At 66.4% G+C, this 17,390-nt stretch carries 13 protein-coding genes; 4 read left to right on the top strand and 9 right to left on the bottom strand.

Annotation, left to right across the window (positions count from 1 at the left end; translation table 11 throughout):
- Positions 1–19: 19 nt before the first annotated feature.
- From H292_RS0100295 to mshC, 4 genes are all read left to right on the top strand, one after another.
- Positions 20–751: a histidine phosphatase family protein gene (locus H292_RS0100295; protein ID WP_019666293.1), complete on the top strand. Its 732-nt coding sequence runs from the start codon at positions 20–22 to the stop codon at positions 749–751.
- A 200-nt stretch (positions 752–951) separates the two neighbouring features.
- Positions 952–1,545, top strand: coding sequence for a DUF3090 domain-containing protein (locus H292_RS0100290; RefSeq protein ID WP_026347991.1), 594 nt, complete (start codon positions 952–954; stop codon positions 1,543–1,545).
- A 35-nt stretch (positions 1,546–1,580) separates the two neighbouring features.
- On the top strand, positions 1,581–2,366 hold the full coding sequence (locus H292_RS0100285; RefSeq protein WP_170947581.1) for an SCO1664 family protein: 786 nt from the start codon (positions 1,581–1,583) through the stop codon (positions 2,364–2,366).
- Between the two features lie 43 nt (positions 2,367–2,409).
- A complete protein-coding gene (gene mshC / locus H292_RS0100280; protein WP_026347989.1) occupies positions 2,410–3,651 on the top strand; it encodes a cysteine--1-D-myo-inosityl 2-amino-2-deoxy-alpha-D-glucopyranoside ligase in 1,242 nt (413 codons plus the stop codon).
- A gap of 33 nt (positions 3,652–3,684) precedes the next feature.
- Here the strand turns inward: mshC and H292_RS0100275 are convergent, their stop codons facing one another.
- From H292_RS0100275 to H292_RS0100235, 9 genes are all read right to left on the bottom strand, one after another.
- Positions 3,685–4,911 (bottom strand): DUF2399 domain-containing protein, encoded by a 1,227-nt coding sequence (locus tag H292_RS0100275; RefSeq protein WP_230621017.1) that lies wholly within the window; start codon positions 4,909–4,911, stop codon positions 3,685–3,687.
- Positions 4,901–9,067, bottom strand: a complete 4,167-nt coding sequence (locus H292_RS0100270; RefSeq protein WP_020110081.1) for a TIGR02680 family protein — start codon at positions 9,065–9,067, stop codon at positions 4,901–4,903. The genes H292_RS0100275 and H292_RS0100270 overlap by 11 nt, the downstream gene beginning before the upstream one ends.
- Positions 9,068–10,474 carry a TIGR02678 family protein gene (locus H292_RS0100265; protein WP_026347988.1) on the bottom strand — a complete coding sequence of 469 codons (1,407 nt, stop codon included), beginning with the start codon at positions 10,472–10,474 and terminating at the stop codon, positions 9,068–9,070.
- Positions 10,471–11,931: a TIGR02677 family protein gene (locus tag H292_RS0100260; RefSeq protein WP_027498511.1), complete on the bottom strand. Its 1,461-nt coding sequence runs from the start codon at positions 11,929–11,931 to the stop codon at positions 10,471–10,473. The genes H292_RS0100265 and H292_RS0100260 overlap by 4 nt, the downstream gene beginning before the upstream one ends.
- A gap of 134 nt (positions 11,932–12,065) precedes the next feature.
- Complete coding sequence (locus H292_RS0100255) at positions 12,066–12,365, bottom strand: Rieske (2Fe-2S) protein (protein ID WP_019666284.1); 300 nt, start codon at positions 12,363–12,365, stop codon at positions 12,066–12,068.
- Positions 12,362–14,857: a nitrite reductase large subunit NirB gene (nirB, locus tag H292_RS0100250; protein WP_020110079.1), complete on the bottom strand. Its 2,496-nt coding sequence runs from the start codon at positions 14,855–14,857 to the stop codon at positions 12,362–12,364. Before nirB ends, H292_RS0100255 begins: the two co-directional genes overlap by 4 nt.
- Positions 14,857–15,204 (bottom strand): hypothetical protein, encoded by a 348-nt coding sequence (locus tag H292_RS0100245; protein WP_019666282.1) that lies wholly within the window; start codon positions 15,202–15,204, stop codon positions 14,857–14,859. Before H292_RS0100245 ends, nirB begins: the two co-directional genes overlap by 1 nt.
- Before the next feature lie 90 nt (positions 15,205–15,294).
- The gene (locus H292_RS0100240) at positions 15,295–16,431 is read right to left on the bottom strand and encodes an MFS transporter (protein WP_020110078.1); all 1,137 of its coding nucleotides are present in this window, start codon (positions 16,429–16,431) and stop codon (positions 15,295–15,297) included.
- On the bottom strand, positions 16,428–17,339 hold the full coding sequence (locus H292_RS0100235) for a PAC2 family protein (protein ID WP_051104939.1): 912 nt from the start codon (positions 17,337–17,339) through the stop codon (positions 16,428–16,430). The genes H292_RS0100240 and H292_RS0100235 overlap by 4 nt, the downstream gene beginning before the upstream one ends.
- Between the last annotated feature and the right edge of the window lie 51 nt (positions 17,340–17,390).

Here is a 17,390-nt window from a genome sequence, read left to right as displayed (position 1 = left end):
CGGATACTAGTGTGGTGCCATGACGGTGATCTTGTTGCGGCACGGCCGCTCGACTTCCAACACCGCAGGAACGCTTGCGGGTAGGTCACCCGGGATCGACCTGGACGACAAGGGGCGCGAGCAAGCGCAGCGCCTCGCCGAACGTCTTGGCGGACTACCCGTCGAAGAGGTCGTTCGCTCTCCGTTGCAGCGGTGCGCGCAGACTGTCGAGCCGCTGCTCGAGCGCAGAGGCCTGACTGCGGTCGTGGACGACCGTCTCGAAGAAGTCGATTACGGCACGTGGACCGGCCGCAGCATCAAGGAACTGCTCGCCGAGCCGCTCTGGAAGGTGGTGCAGCAGCATCCGTCGGCGGCGGTGTTCCCCGGCGGTGAGGGTTTGGCTCAGGTCCAGGCACGGGCGGTGACGGCGGTGCGTGAACACGACCGCAGGCTCGCCGCCGAGTACGGGCGCGACGTGCTGTGGGTGGCGTGCTCCCACGGCGACGTCATCAAGTCGATCCTGGCGGACGCGGTCGGCTGCCACCTCGACGCGTTTCAGCGCATCGTGGCCGATCCGGCGTCGATCAGCGTCATCCGGTACACCGAGACCCGTGCTTTCGTCCTTCGAACCAACGACACGGGAGCCGATCTGTCGGGCCTCGTCGTCGCGGCCGAGAAGGCGCCGCACGCCGAGTCCGCAGCCGGTTCGCCGTCGGATTCCGATGCTGTCCCCGGTGGCGGCTCCGGGCCCGCGGCCCACAGTGGCGGATAGGTTCGGGGTCTTCGCCCCCTCGATAGCGGAGAGGTTCGGGGTCTTCGCCCCCTCGGCGGCGGAGAGGTTCGGGGTCTTCGCCCCCTCGGCGGCGGATAATGGGCACTGCCCGCAGGGGCGGATAATGGAGAGCTGTGATCCTTCGTCGGTGAAGAATCACGAGACAGGATTGTCGACAATATCTAGACGCAGGAGGTGCAATGCCACGCGCAATACATGTTTTCCGCACCCCTGATCGATTCGTCGCCGGAACCGTGGGTGAACCGGGCGACCGATCGTTCTTTCTTCAGGCCGTGCACGAGCACCGCGTGGTGTCCGTTGCACTGGAGAAGCAGCAGGTGCAGGTCCTGGCGGACCGTATGGGATTGCTGCTCGACGAAGTGCATCGTCGTTTCGGCGCCGAGATCCCGCCCGAGGAAACCGAGGTCGGGGACACCAGCCCGCTCCTGACACCGATCGACACCGAGTTCCGAGTCGGGACCATGGGACTGGGGTGGGATGCGGATGCAGGCGCTGTCGTCGTGGAACTCCTCGCCGTGAGCGAATCGGAGATCGACGAGTCCGTCGTGCTCGACGACACCGAGGACGGTCCCGACGCCGTCCGCGTGTTTCTCACTCCGGTGCAGGCGCGAGAATTCGCCCTTCGATCCGAGCGCGTGATCGCCGCCGGACGTGCTCCGTGCCCCCTGTGCGGACAACCACTCACGCAGGAGGGCCACATCTGCATCCGGACGAACGGGTACCGACGCGACGCCACCTTCGGATCCGCGTCGGAACTCGGTGACGAGCTTTGACCGACACTCGGCCGCCGTTCGATGGCCTGCAGTCCATGACCGTCGGCGAGCTCACCGTCGTCGGACGGGTCGTCACGGCCAGCAACGCGACATTGGTGTGCGACGCAGCCGACGCTGCGGGCGGTGAACCCGTGCGGTGCGTCTACAAGCCGATTCGTGGCGAAGTTCCGTTGTGGGACTTCCCCGACGGGACCCTCGCCGGACGCGAGGTCGCCTCGTTCGAGATATCCGACGCCCTCGGCTGGGACGTCGTGCCCCCGACCGTGCTGCGGGACGGTCCCTTCGGGCCCGGCATGGTGCAACGCTGGATCGACACCCCCGAACCGCACGGAGACCGGGGCGACCGAGTGGATCTGATCGACATCTGCAGGCCCGATCTGGTCCCGTCCGGGTGGATACCGGTGCTGCAGGCATACGACGGTGAGGGGGAGGAGGTCGCGTTGATTCACGCGGACGACCCTCGCCTCCAGCGGATGGCCGTTCTGGACGTACTGCTCAACAACGCGGACCGCAAGGGCGGTCACGCGCTCGAAGGACTCGACGGTTATGTCTACGGCGTCGACCACGGAATCTGCCTGCACTCGGAGGACAAACTGCGGACCGTGCTGTGGGGTTGGGCGGGCACAACCGTCGACGACGCGTTGATGGCCGACGTGGTGACCTTCGTCGACACCTTCGCCGACGCGGTGGAACCCCGCATTCGCGGGAAGATCACCGAGGCCGAGGTCGATGCTCTGCTGGCCCGCGCGTGCGCGTTGGTGGCCGACCCGGTCATGCCGGAGCCGCGCTCGAGCAGGCCGATACCCTGGCCGGCCTTCTGACGCCCTGCCCGCGCTCCAATCCGTCTCGGATAGGCTTGTACGCATGCAATCTTGGTCCGATACTGCCGTACCGTCGATCCCTGGTCAGGGGCCGCCGCTTCGGTTGTACGACACGGCGGATCGTCAGGTCCGGCCGGTCACACCGGGTTCCGAAGCAAAGATGTACGTCTGTGGAATCACCCCGTACGATGCCACACACCTCGGGCACGCCGCGACGTATCTCACATTCGATCTGGTGAACCGCATCTGGCGGGACGCCGGACACGACGTGCACTACGTCCAGAACGTGACCGACGTGGACGATCCGCTGTTCGAGCGTGCGGACCGAGACGGTGAGAACTGGATCGACCTGGGCACCCGCGAGATTCAGCTCTTCCGTGAGGACATGGAGGCGCTCAGGGTTCTTCCGCCCCGCGACTACATCGGAGCCGTCGAGTCCATCGACGAGGTCATCGAGTTGGTGGAGAAGCTGGTGGCTTCGGGTGCGGCGTACGTCGTGGACGATTCCGAGTTCCCCGACGTCTACTTCCGAGCAGACGCGACCACGGAGTTCGGATACGAGTCGGGCTACGACCGGGCAACGATGGACCGATTCTTCGCCGAACGTGGCGGCGACCCGGACCGTGTGGGCAAGCGTGACCCGCTCGACGCTCTGTTGTGGCGCGCCCACCGCGAAGGCGAGCCGTTCTGGCCGTCCCCGTTCGGACCTGGACGTCCGGGATGGCACATCGAGTGCGCCGCAATCGCACTGAACCGCATCGGGACCGGTTTCGACATCCAGGGCGGTGGAAGCGATCTGATCTTCCCGCACCACGAGTTCTCGGCCGCGCACGGTGAAGCAGCCGTCGGAGGCGGTCGGTTCGCCCGGCACTACGTGCACACCGGCATGATCGGTCTGGACGGTGAGAAGATGTCCAAGAGCCGCGGCAATCTCGTGTTCGTGTCCAAACTGCGTCTCGCCGGCGTCGACCCGGCGGCAATCCGCCTCGGCCTGCTGTCCGGTCACTACCGGCAGGACAGGGCCTGGACGGACGAGGTGCTGGGGCGTGCGACAACTCGTCTCGCGTTGTGGCGCGCGGCGGCCGCTCTCGAATCTGCCACGAGCGCAGACGATGTCATCGTTCGGCTGCGTCAGCACATCGCCGACGACCTCGATACCCCCAAGGCGCTCGACGCGCTCGACGCCTGGGCGAGCTTTGCCGTGGAACGCGGGGGAGCGGACACGTCCGCTCCGGCTGCATTCGCGGACGCAGTCGATGCATTGCTCGGGGTTTCGTTGCGCTGAGCCCTCCGGCCGTTCTTGTCGGGGACGCTCGGCTCAGCTCAGGTCGCGCAGAAGATCGGGGATGGTCCGTTCCTCCATCACTGCCCGGCCGGACCGGTGCATCGCGTGTGCCAATTCGGGGTCCCACGGGCTCTCCGCGGGAAAACCTTTGAGGGGCTCCGAGTTTCTCGCATCCAGCGCCTGCTCGTAGGACTGCAGGTCCATCCGCCAGGGGACGGCGTCGTAGCGGGCGACAGCGCGACCGGTCATGCGCAACCCTGCCCAGTCGAAGTCGTTGCGCCAGTGGATCTCGGTCCCCGACCGGCGCCCGGCGAGCAGTTTGTGCACCGCAGCGGACGGTTGCCCGTCGGTACAGACGATCGCCCCGGACTCACCACCCAATGTTCGCGCTGCAGCGGCGATCACGGCGATGTTCTCGCACACGAAGATTCGGTCCGCGGTGTTGGTCAGTGGTCCCCGAGTGATCATGTCGAGCGTCAGAGGAAAGGGAATGCCCGCGTCCGCGGCTTCGTTCGACCACCGGGCCACCACGTGGTCCTCGGAGACCCGATACCCCAGCACGACGACACGGCTGGACAGTGCATCGACCGAGACGCCCGCGGTTTCCCACAGCAGACGAATGCCGACAGGATCGACCGGCCGCGGAATACCCTCCTTGAGAGACAACGCTTCCAGGACCAGCTTGGGTGCACCGCCGGACGAGAGAGCCTTCGTGTCGCCGCAGGCCAGCTCGGCCACTTCCGTCAAGGAAAGACCGTCCGCGGGAAGCACTGCGAGGACCTTGGTCGCGACAGCCAGAGCATCGACGGCAACGCGGCCGCCGAGGGTTCCGTCCTGATTCAACAGAGACGAGAGCCAGCGATCCAACCACTCGCCGTGATCGGTTGTCGCGAGCAGCGAGCGAGCGTTGTCGAGCGCCCGCGCCTTGACGTCGGCCTTGTCCGCGGCGATGCGCTTCTTGTCCTGCAGCGGTGCACGCTCTCGCAGTGTGTCCAGCAATCCGACACCGCCGTTGACGGAGTGGCCGAGCCAGGCGTCGAACCGGGCAAGATCGAGTCGTGACGACCTCGCTCGGCTCAGTTGAGACGACGATCCGTTCACTGCGCTCATGAGCCTCGACAGGTCCGGCGCGGCATCGAGCTGTACGGTGACGCTGCCCTCGACCTTCAGCCAGTTGGACTCCAGCTTCTTGCGTGCAGCGGCCAACAGCACGTCGAGTTCCGGTGTGCCGCGCCACCCGGCGCCGTGATCATCGGACAAAGTCGAGCCCACCTTCCGCTCGGGTCGGAACGCGCCTCGTCAGCGGCGACCCGAGTGCGGACGCCAGGTCACCTCCGTCGTGTTCCTGGAGCAGCTCGCCGTTCGCCCACACCATCAATGCTGCGCTGACGGTGTTCTCGGCCGCTGAATGCGCCAGGTCGTAGTGCGCACAGCCCGGCACGTCGGCGTAGGTGATCCAGAGGTCGAATCCGGTCATGAACAGGTCGAGATCGAACTGAACGCTCAGGCCGAGCAACTCGCTGCGACCGTTGTCGTCGACGCCTGCGAACGCTTCGTCGAGCGCCAGCAGCCGTGGGCAGTGAGGATCCGCGGAGGACAGCATCACATGCGCTGCGGCGAACAACGGCAGGTGAAGCGACACCGACTGTTCGCCTCCGGACAACGCACTGTGCTTGGCGACGGTGAGCCGATCCTCGGTGCCGTCGCCTCGAATCAGACTGAACGAGAACACACGCCAGCGTCGGTAATCCAGCGTCGATGCCAGGATCTCGGGATACGAGCGCTCGGGATGCGCAGCTCGGGCAATTCTGATCTCGGATGCGAAGTGCGCGCGCATCTTCGCGAGGTCGTCCGAGCTCAATGCCGACGCGTCCCGGTCGAGCAGCTTGGAGATCTCGCGGGCACCGTCGTCGAGATTGTCCGCCAGAACCCAATGCACACCGATGGTGTTGCCGGAGGACATCTTTCGCTGCTTCATCTCACTGGCCATCTGTCCGATGAGCTCACGAGCGTCGACGGTGCGTTCGTGGATCTGCTGTGCAAGCCCGGTCAGGAGAGCATCCTCGAGGATCCTGCGTTCGTGCTCGGTGAGGAGCGTCTCCTGGTTGGATCGTGCGTCGCCGATGCGGTCGGCGAAGTCGCCGATCGAGGAGTAGCCCTGTTCGTCCTGGACGCGAACCACTGTCAACCCGTCCGGGGCGTCCCACTGAAGTCGGTAGTCCTGACCGGACAACGCGAGCTGCGAGTCGAACTCCTGCAGCGCGGTCGTCAGCGACGTGCGCGTGCTCTTGCGGTAGGACTCACCGGCTTTCACCGATGCCGTGGCCTCGTCGAGCGCCGCGTGCAGTCCGGCGACTGCGACCGGGAGCACCTGGAAGTCGTCGTCCGGCGCCGCCGCATGCTGGATGCGGTAGAGGATCTGCTCGACGCCGAGCCACGCGGAGTCGCTCGACGGCCACGCGTACGGATCGTGCACACCGAGAATGGCGAGCAGGTCCTTGCGTGCGTAGGGAGCGAGACGCTTGGCGTCGTCGATTCCTTCGGTGAGTGCAGCGCGCAGACTCTCCTGTGCGGTGTTGCACGCACCCTCGGCCTTACCGATGGCCTCGCCTGCGTCCTTGTCGGCCTTGCGGGCGGCGCGCTGCTCGACCTTGCACGCCTCGATCTTCTCGCGCGCACGTTCCAGATCGGCGTTGATCGAAACGGCCGTCGACCCGAGTTTCTCGCTGAGAATCTCCAGCTTCTGGACCTGTTGAAGATGACTCTCCTCGGCGATGGCCGCTTCCTCCGCGAGTTCCTCGGCCAGGCCGGTCTGCTCCTCCAACCTGTTCAACGCTTCGCGACCGCGTTCGGCCTCGCGCACGCGGTCACCGCGTCGGCGCAGGACCAGCTCGCCTTGATTCTGGAAATGTCGAATGGCCGCGGCCAGCGAGTCGATCTCCCGCGCGGTGTGCGGTGTGCGGTGCGCGACCGCCGTGGAACGTAGATGCTTTTCTCGGGCGGACAGTTCCGCGATGGCCTGGTCGAGTTCGGCGTCCGCAGCAGCTGCCCCGGCCTGTGACGTCCGCAAAGCCCCGGCGGATTCCGTCACGGCCTTCTGCGACTTGATGATCGCCGACGCCTTGGGCAGCTGCTTGGCTGCCGCGGCGAGTCCGCGAAGAAGGTCGGCGGCCGAGCGTTCCTCTTCTCGGGTGGCGTTCAGCGACGCCTCGGAACCGGCGATGGATTTGTCGAGCTCGGCGATACGGGTACCGCGGCGGGCTGCGCGGGCCGTCGCTCCGATGTACTCGGCGTCCTGCTTCCGGTGCCGTCCCCGCTGAAGTCCCTGACGGAACCGGCCGTCGACACCGACACACGTCACGCCGTCGACCAGTCCCAACGAGATCGAGGACAGGATGTCTCGAATCAGTTCCTCCGGCACGTCCGTCCCCGACTCGGGAACGAGGACGTCCACCAAGGTGGGACCGGTCGGGCGGGACTCCACGGGAGCGGGAACGAGGTACTGCTCGGACTCGAGCGAGTCGGGGACGGCTGTCGGCGAGACCCAGCCGTCGAGCAGGTTCGCGGCCTGCAGTGCGGATTCGACACCTGCCGCCTCGGACGGATCGACGCCCTCGGCGAACCGCACGAGCTGCCACAGCGGCGCACCGAGCAGACCGTCACGCGAGGACGTGCGTGCCGCGAAGGGTGGAGGTGCGTCGTCGTGTTCGGCGCTGACGAGGTCCCGCTCGGCCCGCATCGAGGACAGTTCCTCGGTCAGCGCGGCAGCACCGAGCTGTGCGTGCGTTCGCCGAGCCCGGACGGTATCGAGTCCGTCGGCCGAGGCGTCGGCGAGCACGGTGTCCAAGCTCGGCCCGTCGTCCTCGCCGATACGCGGAACGGCGGCATCGAGAGCCTCGAACGCCGACGACGTGATGCCGGCGAGTTGGTAGGTGGACGAATGTTCGGACCACCACGCCCGCAGCGCCGACGTGTACTGCGCCCGTGCGAGTTCCACCGATGCCTCGGCTCCCGTCACGGCCGCGCGTGCGGCGTCCAGCAACTCGTGCGCCCTGGTGGCACTGCGGTCCGCGCGCGCACGTTCGGTGCTCGCCTTCTCCGCTGTTCCGAGCGCTTCCCGCACGGCGCGCACGTCGCCGTCACGTTCCTCGGCGTGACCACGCACAGCGGTGCTGAACTGGTCGGTGCGCGCGCCCGCGGGCATCGACGCCCACGCGATACCTGCGTCCTCGGCAGCGGCCTGCAACTCCTCCTCGGCGCGAGCGAGCGCTGTCGTCGCATCCTTCAGCGCAGTGTCCGCCCTCGCGGATTCGGTGGTGCGCTTCTCGAGTTCGGCCTGCGCACCCCGTGCACGCTCGGACTGTTGGGCGGCCGAGACCTTCAGTTTCGCAGCCGATTCCGCCAAGTCGTCGAGTTGCTGCTTGCCCTCGTACGCGCTCGAACGCTGCAGCGTCTCGCGATCGGCAAGGGCCTGGTCGAGGGCGCGTTCGGCGTCGTCGAATCGCTTCTCCGCCGCCAGACGCTCCTGCAACCGACGTTCCTTCAGTGCGGCTGCGGCGAAGTGCGCCGTTGTCGCATGGGTCACCGCTTCGAGCCTGCGGGAGACCTGTTCGACATCCGAGCGAGCCTGCACACGGAGATACTTCGAGTAGACCCCGACGAAATTCTTCGCCGCCTGGTCCGCCTGGGCAAGACCTTCGAGGGCCCGCCCGACCTCTTCCATGTCGCTGAACGAGCGCGCAGCTTCGAGCACCAACTGATCGTCGAGGGGACGCAGCCCGTCGGTCAGCGCCTGCGACAACCCCTTCGGATCCAGGTTCTTCGCGAGCTGCGGACGGCGAAGCGTCAGAATGAGATTGATCAGCTGGTCGTACCGCTCCGCGCCGAGTCCGAACATGCGAGCGTCGATAGCAGCCCGATAGTCCACGGGACGATCGGCCAAAGCGTCGGTGCCCAACTGCTCGACGAGTTGCTTCTTGGTGAGCGGGCGGTCGTCGGAGCCCAGCAACGAGAAATCCACCCCGGCGCGACCGTCGGCGACGAAGTACCAGCGAGTGACCTTGTCGTTCTGTCTGCTGGCACGCATTCCGATTCCGACGGTGACCGACTCCGGGTCCTCGTGAGTGCCGCGCGAGAACTCCATCCAGACGTAGGAGTGCGCGCTCTCCTGACCGCGATAGAGCAGGTTGGACTTCATCGTCCGTTCCTCACCCGCGAACGGGTTGAGCCGGCGCGGTTCGATGCGCCCGTCGAGGACGAAGGGGAACAGAACTTCGAGGGCTTTGGTCTTACCCGAACCGTTCGGACCACGGAGGACGAGCCGCCCGTCGGCGAACGAGAACTCCTGGTCACGGTAGTCCCACAGGTTGACGATTCCTGCTCGCGTCGGGCGGAAGCGCTCGGAGTGTGCGGTCATCTACTGCGCCTCGATTTCTGTGTCCGTGGAACGGCTGTCGAACAAGGAGTCCTGCGGTACCCGGTCTCGCACGCTCACCATCACATCGCGATACCGGGCGATGACGGGAAGCACGAGAACTCCGCCGGACATGATGTGCACCAACCGAAGTCGATGCAGCATCTGCACCGCTCGTTCACGCAGGCCGTCGGGGTCGGCTTGCCACTGGGCGGCGAACGTGCGGCCGAAACGTTCGACCAGATCGGCGACGGTGTGCGCGAGCCAACTGTTCTCCACGAACGGATAGGTGGCCGGTGGGGTGCCGGTATCGGGGACAGGGCCCGTCGGCGACCCGAATTCGGCCAGGTCGTCGAAGATTCCGCCGCCGGGGATGGCCGCATCCAGCCGCGTCACCAAGTCGTCGTCCGCGACGATCGCGTGGTGCGCGAGCGCATGGTGTGCGAGGGCGTCGGCGTCCGGGTCGACGACACGGTCGGATATCTCGCCGGCCAGGAGCAGTGCGACCTGGGCGATGGTGCCGGTACTCGGGAACCGTACGTCGGACATCCTGCCCGCGGTGTCGATCAGCGTGACACCCTCGGCGCGGCGTTCGGACACCAAGCCGGTGAGCAGTTCCACGTCGGCGACGGTTCTGTCCGCCGCGAGTGCGGTGCGTCCGTCCTGATCCAGATCCTCGAAGTACACGACGGGGCGTTCGACCAGAGCGCGTCTGACCTTGCGCAACGTCTCTTTCGGATCCGTGGGGCGCGCGGCGTCGTCGTCCGAATCCTCGTCGACCGGGGAGTCGGATCCCACGAGTAGGCCGGTGACCGAACGCAGATGCTGCACTGCTCGCGGCGGCCGGAACAACGCGACGACCACCGAACGCTCGATGTCGTACAACGCCTCGCCCGAGGACGGATTGCTCGCCCAGCCCGACGCGTCCCCGTCGGCGAGAGAGATGGCACCGCGAGCTGCCAACCAGCCGACCGCGTCGACGAACGCATCCCGGTCGGACGCTCGATCCGCTTCCAACTCGACGCCGTCGACCTGCCCGGCCTCGGCGGCGACGTGGTCGGCGAGCTCGGACAGAGTGATCTGGTTGCCTGCTCGTCCCAACGCGGCCATGGCCAGTGCCAGGTAGGCGTATCGGCGTCGATCGAAGATGCGGTCCGAGGCCGTGCGGGCGGGTTGGCTCGGATCGAGCGAGTCGATCACCGGGTACACGCGGGCCGTCGTCTCGGTGACCTCGAGTCGATACCCGAAGAGTTCGAGAAGGTCCTCGCGCAGTTCCGTCGCCCACCTGCGCAGAAGTGGCAGCGCGATGCGGTCCGGATAGTCTCGGGTGACCAGGTGGTTCGCCAATGCCACTCTCGCGGCGCGCTGGTAGGAATCGAGTGCGAGAGAAGGTATTTCACGTGCTCTCATCGACCGGCCACCTCGGCCACGTCCAGCTGCAGACGGTCCAGGTGCAGTCGGCCGCGCGCCGTGCGCACGACGGTCGAGGTCTCGGATGTGGTCAACGTGAGCTTCACCCCGCTGTCGGATCCGGTGGATCCCGACGTTCGTCCACTGACCCGAACTCGCGCGGTCAGTGCGGCGTTCAGTAGGCCGAGCAGCACCTCGGTTTCCTCCTCGTCGAGGGTCCGTTCGTAGACGCCGTCGGACGCCAGTGAACGTGCGGCTGCACTGCGGACTCGCTGGGCTTCGAGTTGCTGCTCGCGGAGCCTCCTGATTCCGCCGTCGTTGCGTTGCACCCGGCCGGGAAGCCCGGGCGACGGCGCCCGACCGGTCTCCGCCAGCGTCCGTGAGATCTCCACCGGTGGTGCCTCCCACCAGGAGCGGGAGGTGGGGATGATGTCGGCGTCCGGGTGCACCATCGACAGATGGCGCGGACGGCCGAGCCCGAACACGGCGTGGAACAGGGCATGCGCACTGTCTTCGCTGGACGTGTTCGCAAACCATCCCGCCAGGTGACGGAGCTGACTTTCACGGCTGACGCCGCCCTTCCGGGTCTCCGTGACGCGTCGGAGCAGCGACAGCACGGCCGCGATCGCGCTCATGGTGCCCTCGCGGAGGCGTTCGGACTCGCTGAGCTCGGCGTCTGCTGCGACGAACCAGTGCGACAGGCCGGACCACCGTGCCCGCCAGTCCGCCGTGCGTTCCTCGACGGTGAGGAACACGCGCTCGTCGCTGACCGCCGCCCGGTGGATCAGTTCCGATATTCCGGTCGACTCGACCACCGCGATGGCTTCGGCGAGCTTGGGTGCGTACCGCGTCAGATCCGAGCTGAACTCGCGCATGTGCGTCAACAGCGCATCCTTGTGCACCAGAAACGTCTCGGGGGTGATTTCCGTGGTACGCACCAGGTCGCCGAGAACGAGGTAGAAATGTGCTGCGCGCGTTGCCATTTCGGACAGCGTGGAGTCCAGGCGGCTAAGCTTGCGGTAGATGCGATCGCCGTCCGCTTGCCGATTGGCCTCGGCGAGCTCGTGCATGTCGGCGAGAAGTTCGGGCAGAACGAGCCGGGACAGAGAGGCGTCGTCGAGCCGTGCGCCCAGCACGTCCTCGACGGCGCGGAATGCCTTGTACCCGGCGCCGCTGAACTGATACACGAAATGACGGTTCCGATACTCCGCGAGTGTCGCCGCGCGAGATCCGTCGTAGCTCCGCTCGAGTAGTTCCCACGCGTGCAGTTGTTCGAGCAGGGGCGCGATCTCCGCCGCTCCGAGCCGAAGATTCTCCGGCGCATTCCTCGCCAGTGTGTCCGCGACATCGGCGGCGTGCAGCAACACGACGTAGTTGGCGCGTGCGATGTCGAACGCGCGCAACACCCAGAGGTACTCGGCCCGCTTCTCTGCCACCGTGAACGCGAACAGTTTCAGCCGTTCTTCCTGCAGAAAAGCAGTCGCAGTACTGTGCCGGATGTCGTCGACCACCGGCTCCGCTCCTGATTCGCTCACTGCAACAGGGTAGGCGTCCACTGCCCAGGAGCGAAAAACACGCCGAAGGGTGCGATTCAGACGTCGACGGTGACCTTCCCGTCCACCACCGCTGCCGGGTATGTCCTGACGGAATCGATGCCACTGGGGCACACACCCGTGTCGAGCGAGAACGTGTACTGGTGCAGCGGGCACATCACCACGGAGCCGTCGATCTGGCCGTCCGCGAGCGGGCCTCCCTTGTGAGGACAGACGGCGTCCATGGCGCGTACGGTGCCGTCACCGAGCAGGAAGACGGCAACCTGCTTGCCGTCGACCACATAGGCGCGGCCTTCCCCAGGTGTCAGGTCCTCCACGGCACCGACGGGGATGCTCATCGGACCGGGACCCGAGGCAGCGGAAGCAGGGGGAGCGACGGTGCGAACTGGGCGGGCGACTTCTGCTCGACCCGGTCCTGCCACGGGTCGCGGTAGCCGTCGACGGACGTCTGCATTCGTTTCTCCAATCCCGCGACGATCCCGTCGGCGTCCTCGATCAAGATCCGCTGGAGTGCTTCCAGGCCGATACGGGGAACCCAGGCGTAGGTCCGCTCGAGCCAGTGGGCCGTCTCCCGATAGTGCTGGATGAAGATTCCCGCGACACGGATCACTTCATCGGCGCCGACCACGGTGGCGAGCAGATCGCCCTTCCTGATGTGCGCTCCCGCTGCACCGCCCACGTAGATCTCCCACTTGTCCTCGCCGACGGACACGACACCGAGGTCCTTGCACAGTGCCTCGGAACAGTTGCGGGGGCAGCCGGCGACGGCGAGTTTCAGCTTCGCCGGGGTCTCCAAGCCCTGGAACCGGTCCTCGAGCGCGATGCCCAGTGCGGTCGAATCGCCGAGACCGAACCGGCAGAAGTCGCTGCCGACGCAGGTTTTGACGGTCCGCATGCTCTTGCCGTAGGCGAAACCGGACGGCATGTCGAGATCGCCCCACACCTTGGGGAGGTCTTCCTTCTTGATGCCGAGCAGATCGATGCGTTGTCCGCCGGTGACTTTGACGAGCGGCACCTGGTACTTGTCCGCGACGTCGGCGATCCTGCGCAGTTGGTCCGGGGTGGTGACGCCGCCTTTCATCTGGGGAACCACCGAGAACGTGCCGTCGCGTTGGATGTTGGCGTGGACGCGGTCGTTGATGAACAGTGCTCCGCGCTCGTCCACCCAGTCCGGTCCCCACACGGTGCGGAGCAAGGACGCCAACGGCATCTTCGACGGCACGTCCTCGCGGCCGCCGGTCGCCAGTTCGGTGAACACCTGCGACACCGACCTCAGATCACGCTCGCGGATCACCTCGATGAGGGCGGGCTTGGACAACGGGATGCACGGGACGTACCAGTCCGCAGCCGGGTCGGCTTCGACCGCGCCGCCTGCGGCACAGGCCAGGATGTCGGCGACCAACCCCTTGCACGATCCGCATCCTTTCCCGGCGCGGGTCGCGGCCGTGACGTCGCCCATCGACTTGGCACCCGCGTGGACACAGGCGACGATCGTGCCCTTCGTGACTCCGTTGCAGTTGCACACCTGAACGTCGTCGGCCAGTTCGGCAGCCCCGGTCGCCGCGGTAGGGGTGCCCATGTCGAAGAGCATGCTGATCCGCTCGTCGGGCAGCGGTACCTTCTCGTCGAACGCCTGCGTCAAGAAGTTCGCTTTGCTGATGTCACCCAGAAGCGTTGCGCCGATCAACTTTCCGTCGCGGACGACCACGCTCTTGTAGGTACCGCTTCTGGGCTCGTAGAACTGGACGAACTCGTCGTCCTCACGCTCGGGTCCCTTCACGCCCATTGCGGCGACGTCCACCCCGGCGACCTTGAGCTTGGTCGTCAGCCTCGAACCGTGGTACGCGGCAGCGGGATCCGTGCCGGTCAGGTGCTCGGCAAGTACCACGGCCTGCTCCCACAGCGGTGCGACGAGGCCGTACACCTCGCCTCGGTGCTGGCAGCATTCACCGACCGCGAAGATCGACCCTTCGTCCTCGCAGCGCAACTGGTCGTCGACGACGATTCCGCGCTCGATGACGAGGCCGCCCCCTCGTGCGAACTCGACATTCGGGCGGATTCCCGCGGTGACGACGATCATGTCCGCGGGCAGCGACGTGCCGTCGCCGAAACCGACACCGGCCACTGCGCCGGTCTCGGTGCGCAGAACGGAGGTCGTGCGTTTGGACGTGTGCACTCCCACGCCCAGCGATTCGATCTTGTTCCGCAGCAGCTTGCCGCCGCGTTCGTCGAGCTGCTGGTTCATGAGATGACCGGGGGAGTGCACGACGTCCACATCGAGGCCCTGCGTGCGTAGACCGTACGCTGCTTCGAGTCCCAGCAGGCCACCGCCGATGACCACTGCGCGCAGGTCGTCCTGCGATGCCGCCATCTGCAGCATCCCGTTGGTGTCCTCGATGGTCCGAAACCCGAACACGCCGCGGGCAAGTCGGCCGTCGGGTTCACGGAGTCCGTCCATGTTGGGGAAGAAGGTGTTGCTTCCCGTCGCGATGATCAAGATGTCGTAGGCCACGTCGCGACCGCTCTCGCATCGCACCGATTTCGCGAACCGATCGAGGGACACTGCTCGGTCGCCCGCGTACAGAGTCACGCCGTTCTCCCGGTACCAACTCATCGGGTTCAGGAGGAGATCCTCGTCGTCGACGCCGGTCTCCCCGGCAAGCACGTGCGAGAGCATGATGCGGTTGTAGTTGCCGTACGGTTCGTCGCCGATCATCGTGACGTCGAACCGATCGGCGCTCCGTTTCAGAATTTCCTCGACCGTTCTGGCGCCTGCCATTCCGTTGCCGACCACGAGCAGGCGGGTCCTGTTCGATTCGGACCCCGACATCAGATCAACACCAGACCGAAGTCGACGACGACCTCGCCCGTCGTTCCCTCGGGAGCTGCGACGACCAGCTCCAGGACCGAGTCCGGGTCGACGTCCTCGACCACACGCAACGGGATGTTGACCCCGCTCTTGGCTCCCATGGGGAACAGACGCATCGGCTGCCCGTCCCGGAGCAACGAAACCACGACGAGTTCGTCGCTGGAGTTTCCGCCCCTGAAGTACAGCGGCTGCGCGATCGATCCCGACGGTACGACGAAGGTGGTGGACGGGTCGACGTTCTCCGGCTTGTCGAGTCCGTGTCCGGTGAACGGGAAGACGCCCTGCAGAAACCGCGGTGTGCTTGCCATGCCACGACTGTCGCGCCGAACGGTGACGCGGTGGAGGCGTGCGGGTTACGGCAGGGTCAGAATGTGCTCACACGACGTCGTGCGCGGATGTCAGGGCGCGGAGGTTCGGGGCATGGCGAGGGGCGCGACCACGGCGAGAAGCACTGCGGGTACGAGGAATCCCGCCGACGGATGTGCGAGATACAACGGAGTGAGAGCGAGCGGCGCAACCGCCGCGCCGGAGAATCTGAACGCCTGCACCACCGACACTGCGCCGCCTCGGCTGGACCCGCCTGCCAGTACCGCGGCGTTGACGCCGACGAGAACGAACTGCGACGCGATTCCGGCGACCGCCCAGGCAGCTGCGACCGCCCACAGCACGGGCACGGTGCCCGCAACCGCCACGAGCGCCGCACCGGCGACGGCACCGATCAGCACGGTCCGCTGTGCGCCGAGGCGATCGATGAGGCGTCCGACGCTGCGCGCGGTCAGGATGCCGGTGAGCCCGAACACGGTCAGGAGCAGTCCGCGTTGGGACGCCGTCAGTCCGAACTGATCTTCCGCGCGATACGCGAGGAGGAAGTTCACCCCGCCGAGTGCTCCCCATCCCAGGAGCGCCACCACGCCGACTCTCAGAACGTAGGGCCGCAGGGCGTCGCGCAGACGTTCGCGGGGAGGTGCTGTCTGCTCTGCAGTGGTGGTTCTCGGGAGACCGACGACGCCGAGAACCGCGGACACACAGGCGAGAACGACGAACGCGTATCGCCAGTCGAACTCGGCCGAAAGACCCCCGACGAGCGGGGCGCTCGTCTGTCCGGCCGCCTGCAGGGCACCGAACGTTCCGAGCACCCTGCCCAGCCGCGCTCGTGGGGTGGCCTCGGCGAGAGTCACGAGCAACAGTGGGGTCGTGAACGCGTTGCCGCATCCCTGCACTGCGCGAGCAGCGAGCAACACCTCGAGGCTCGGTGCGAACACGCACACGATCGACGCGGCCGTGTACACCGCATAGGCGATGCGGACGGTGCGAAGGCGTCCCCAGCGTGCGCCGAGCGTTCCGGACACCAGCATCACCGCGGCGAACGGAAGCAGGTACGCAGCCAGGGATGCCGACGCCGATCCTGTCGACACGCCGAGCGAGGCACCCATCTCGGGAAGCATCGAGGCCACGAGGGCGCCGCCGAACGGACCGAGAAATCCCCCGAAATAGAGCGCCGCAACACGCAGGCGCCCGGGGTCGGAACCGATCACAGCCCGAAGTTGCCCGGCCCTCGTCGACGCAGGTAGCGCTCGAACTCGGCAGCGATGGCGTCCCCGTCGATCTTGGAGATGGCCTCGGAGATGTCGACCTCGGCGTCGCCGCGCTCCTCCAGGGTGCGGACGTATTCGCTGATCTCCTCGTCTTCCTTCGTCATGTCGGTGACGGCTTCCTCCCATTCCTCGGCCTGAGTGGGGAGTTCGCCGAGCGGAACCTCGATGTCGAGAACGTCCTCGACACGCTGAAGCAGCGCAACGGTTGCCTTCGGATTCGGCGGTTGCGAGACGTAGTGGGGCACGGCCGCCCAGAACGAGACCGCCGGAACACCTGCTTTGACGCACTCGTCCTGCAACACGCCGGTGATGCCCGTCGGACCCTCGTAGCGCGTCTGCTCCAGGTTGAAGCGTTCCGCCGCTTCGACGCTGTACGCACTGCCCGTCACCGGAACAGGACGGGTGTGCGGGGTGTCCGCGAGCAAGGCACCCAGGATCACGACGGTGTCGACACCGAGTTGGTCGACGAACTCCAGCAGATCGTCGCAGAAACTTCTCCACCGCATGTTCGGTTCGATACCCCGAAGCAACACCACATCCCTGGCGCTTCCCGGCGGTGAGCACACCGACAACCTCGTCGACGGCCACTGAATCTCTCTGGTCACACCGTCCACCTGCCGAATGGTCGGCCTGTTGACCTGATAGTCGTAGTAGTCCTCCGAGTCGAGCTCGGCGAGAGGCGTCGCATCCCAGATCAACTCCAGATGCTCGACGGCTCCGCTCGCGGCGTCGCCTGCGTCGTTCCACCCCTCGAACGCGGCGACGAGTATCGGGTCACGGAGGGTCGGGAGCGGAAGATCGTCGTCGTCGAGTTCGGAGGCCGTCGGCACCGGTGTTGCGTTCGACACAGCCGAGGACACCGCTTCCAGCAGTGCTTCGGCCGCACTGTCCGGATTGTC

The sequence above is a fragment of the Rhodococcus sp. 114MFTsu3.1 genome, from assembly GCF_000383555.1.
Classification (GTDB): domain Bacteria; phylum Actinomycetota; class Actinomycetes; order Mycobacteriales; family Mycobacteriaceae; genus Rhodococcoides; species Rhodococcoides fascians_E.
Note: the sequence above shows the minus strand (reverse complement) of the source record. Positions and strands in the feature narration are given on the sequence as shown.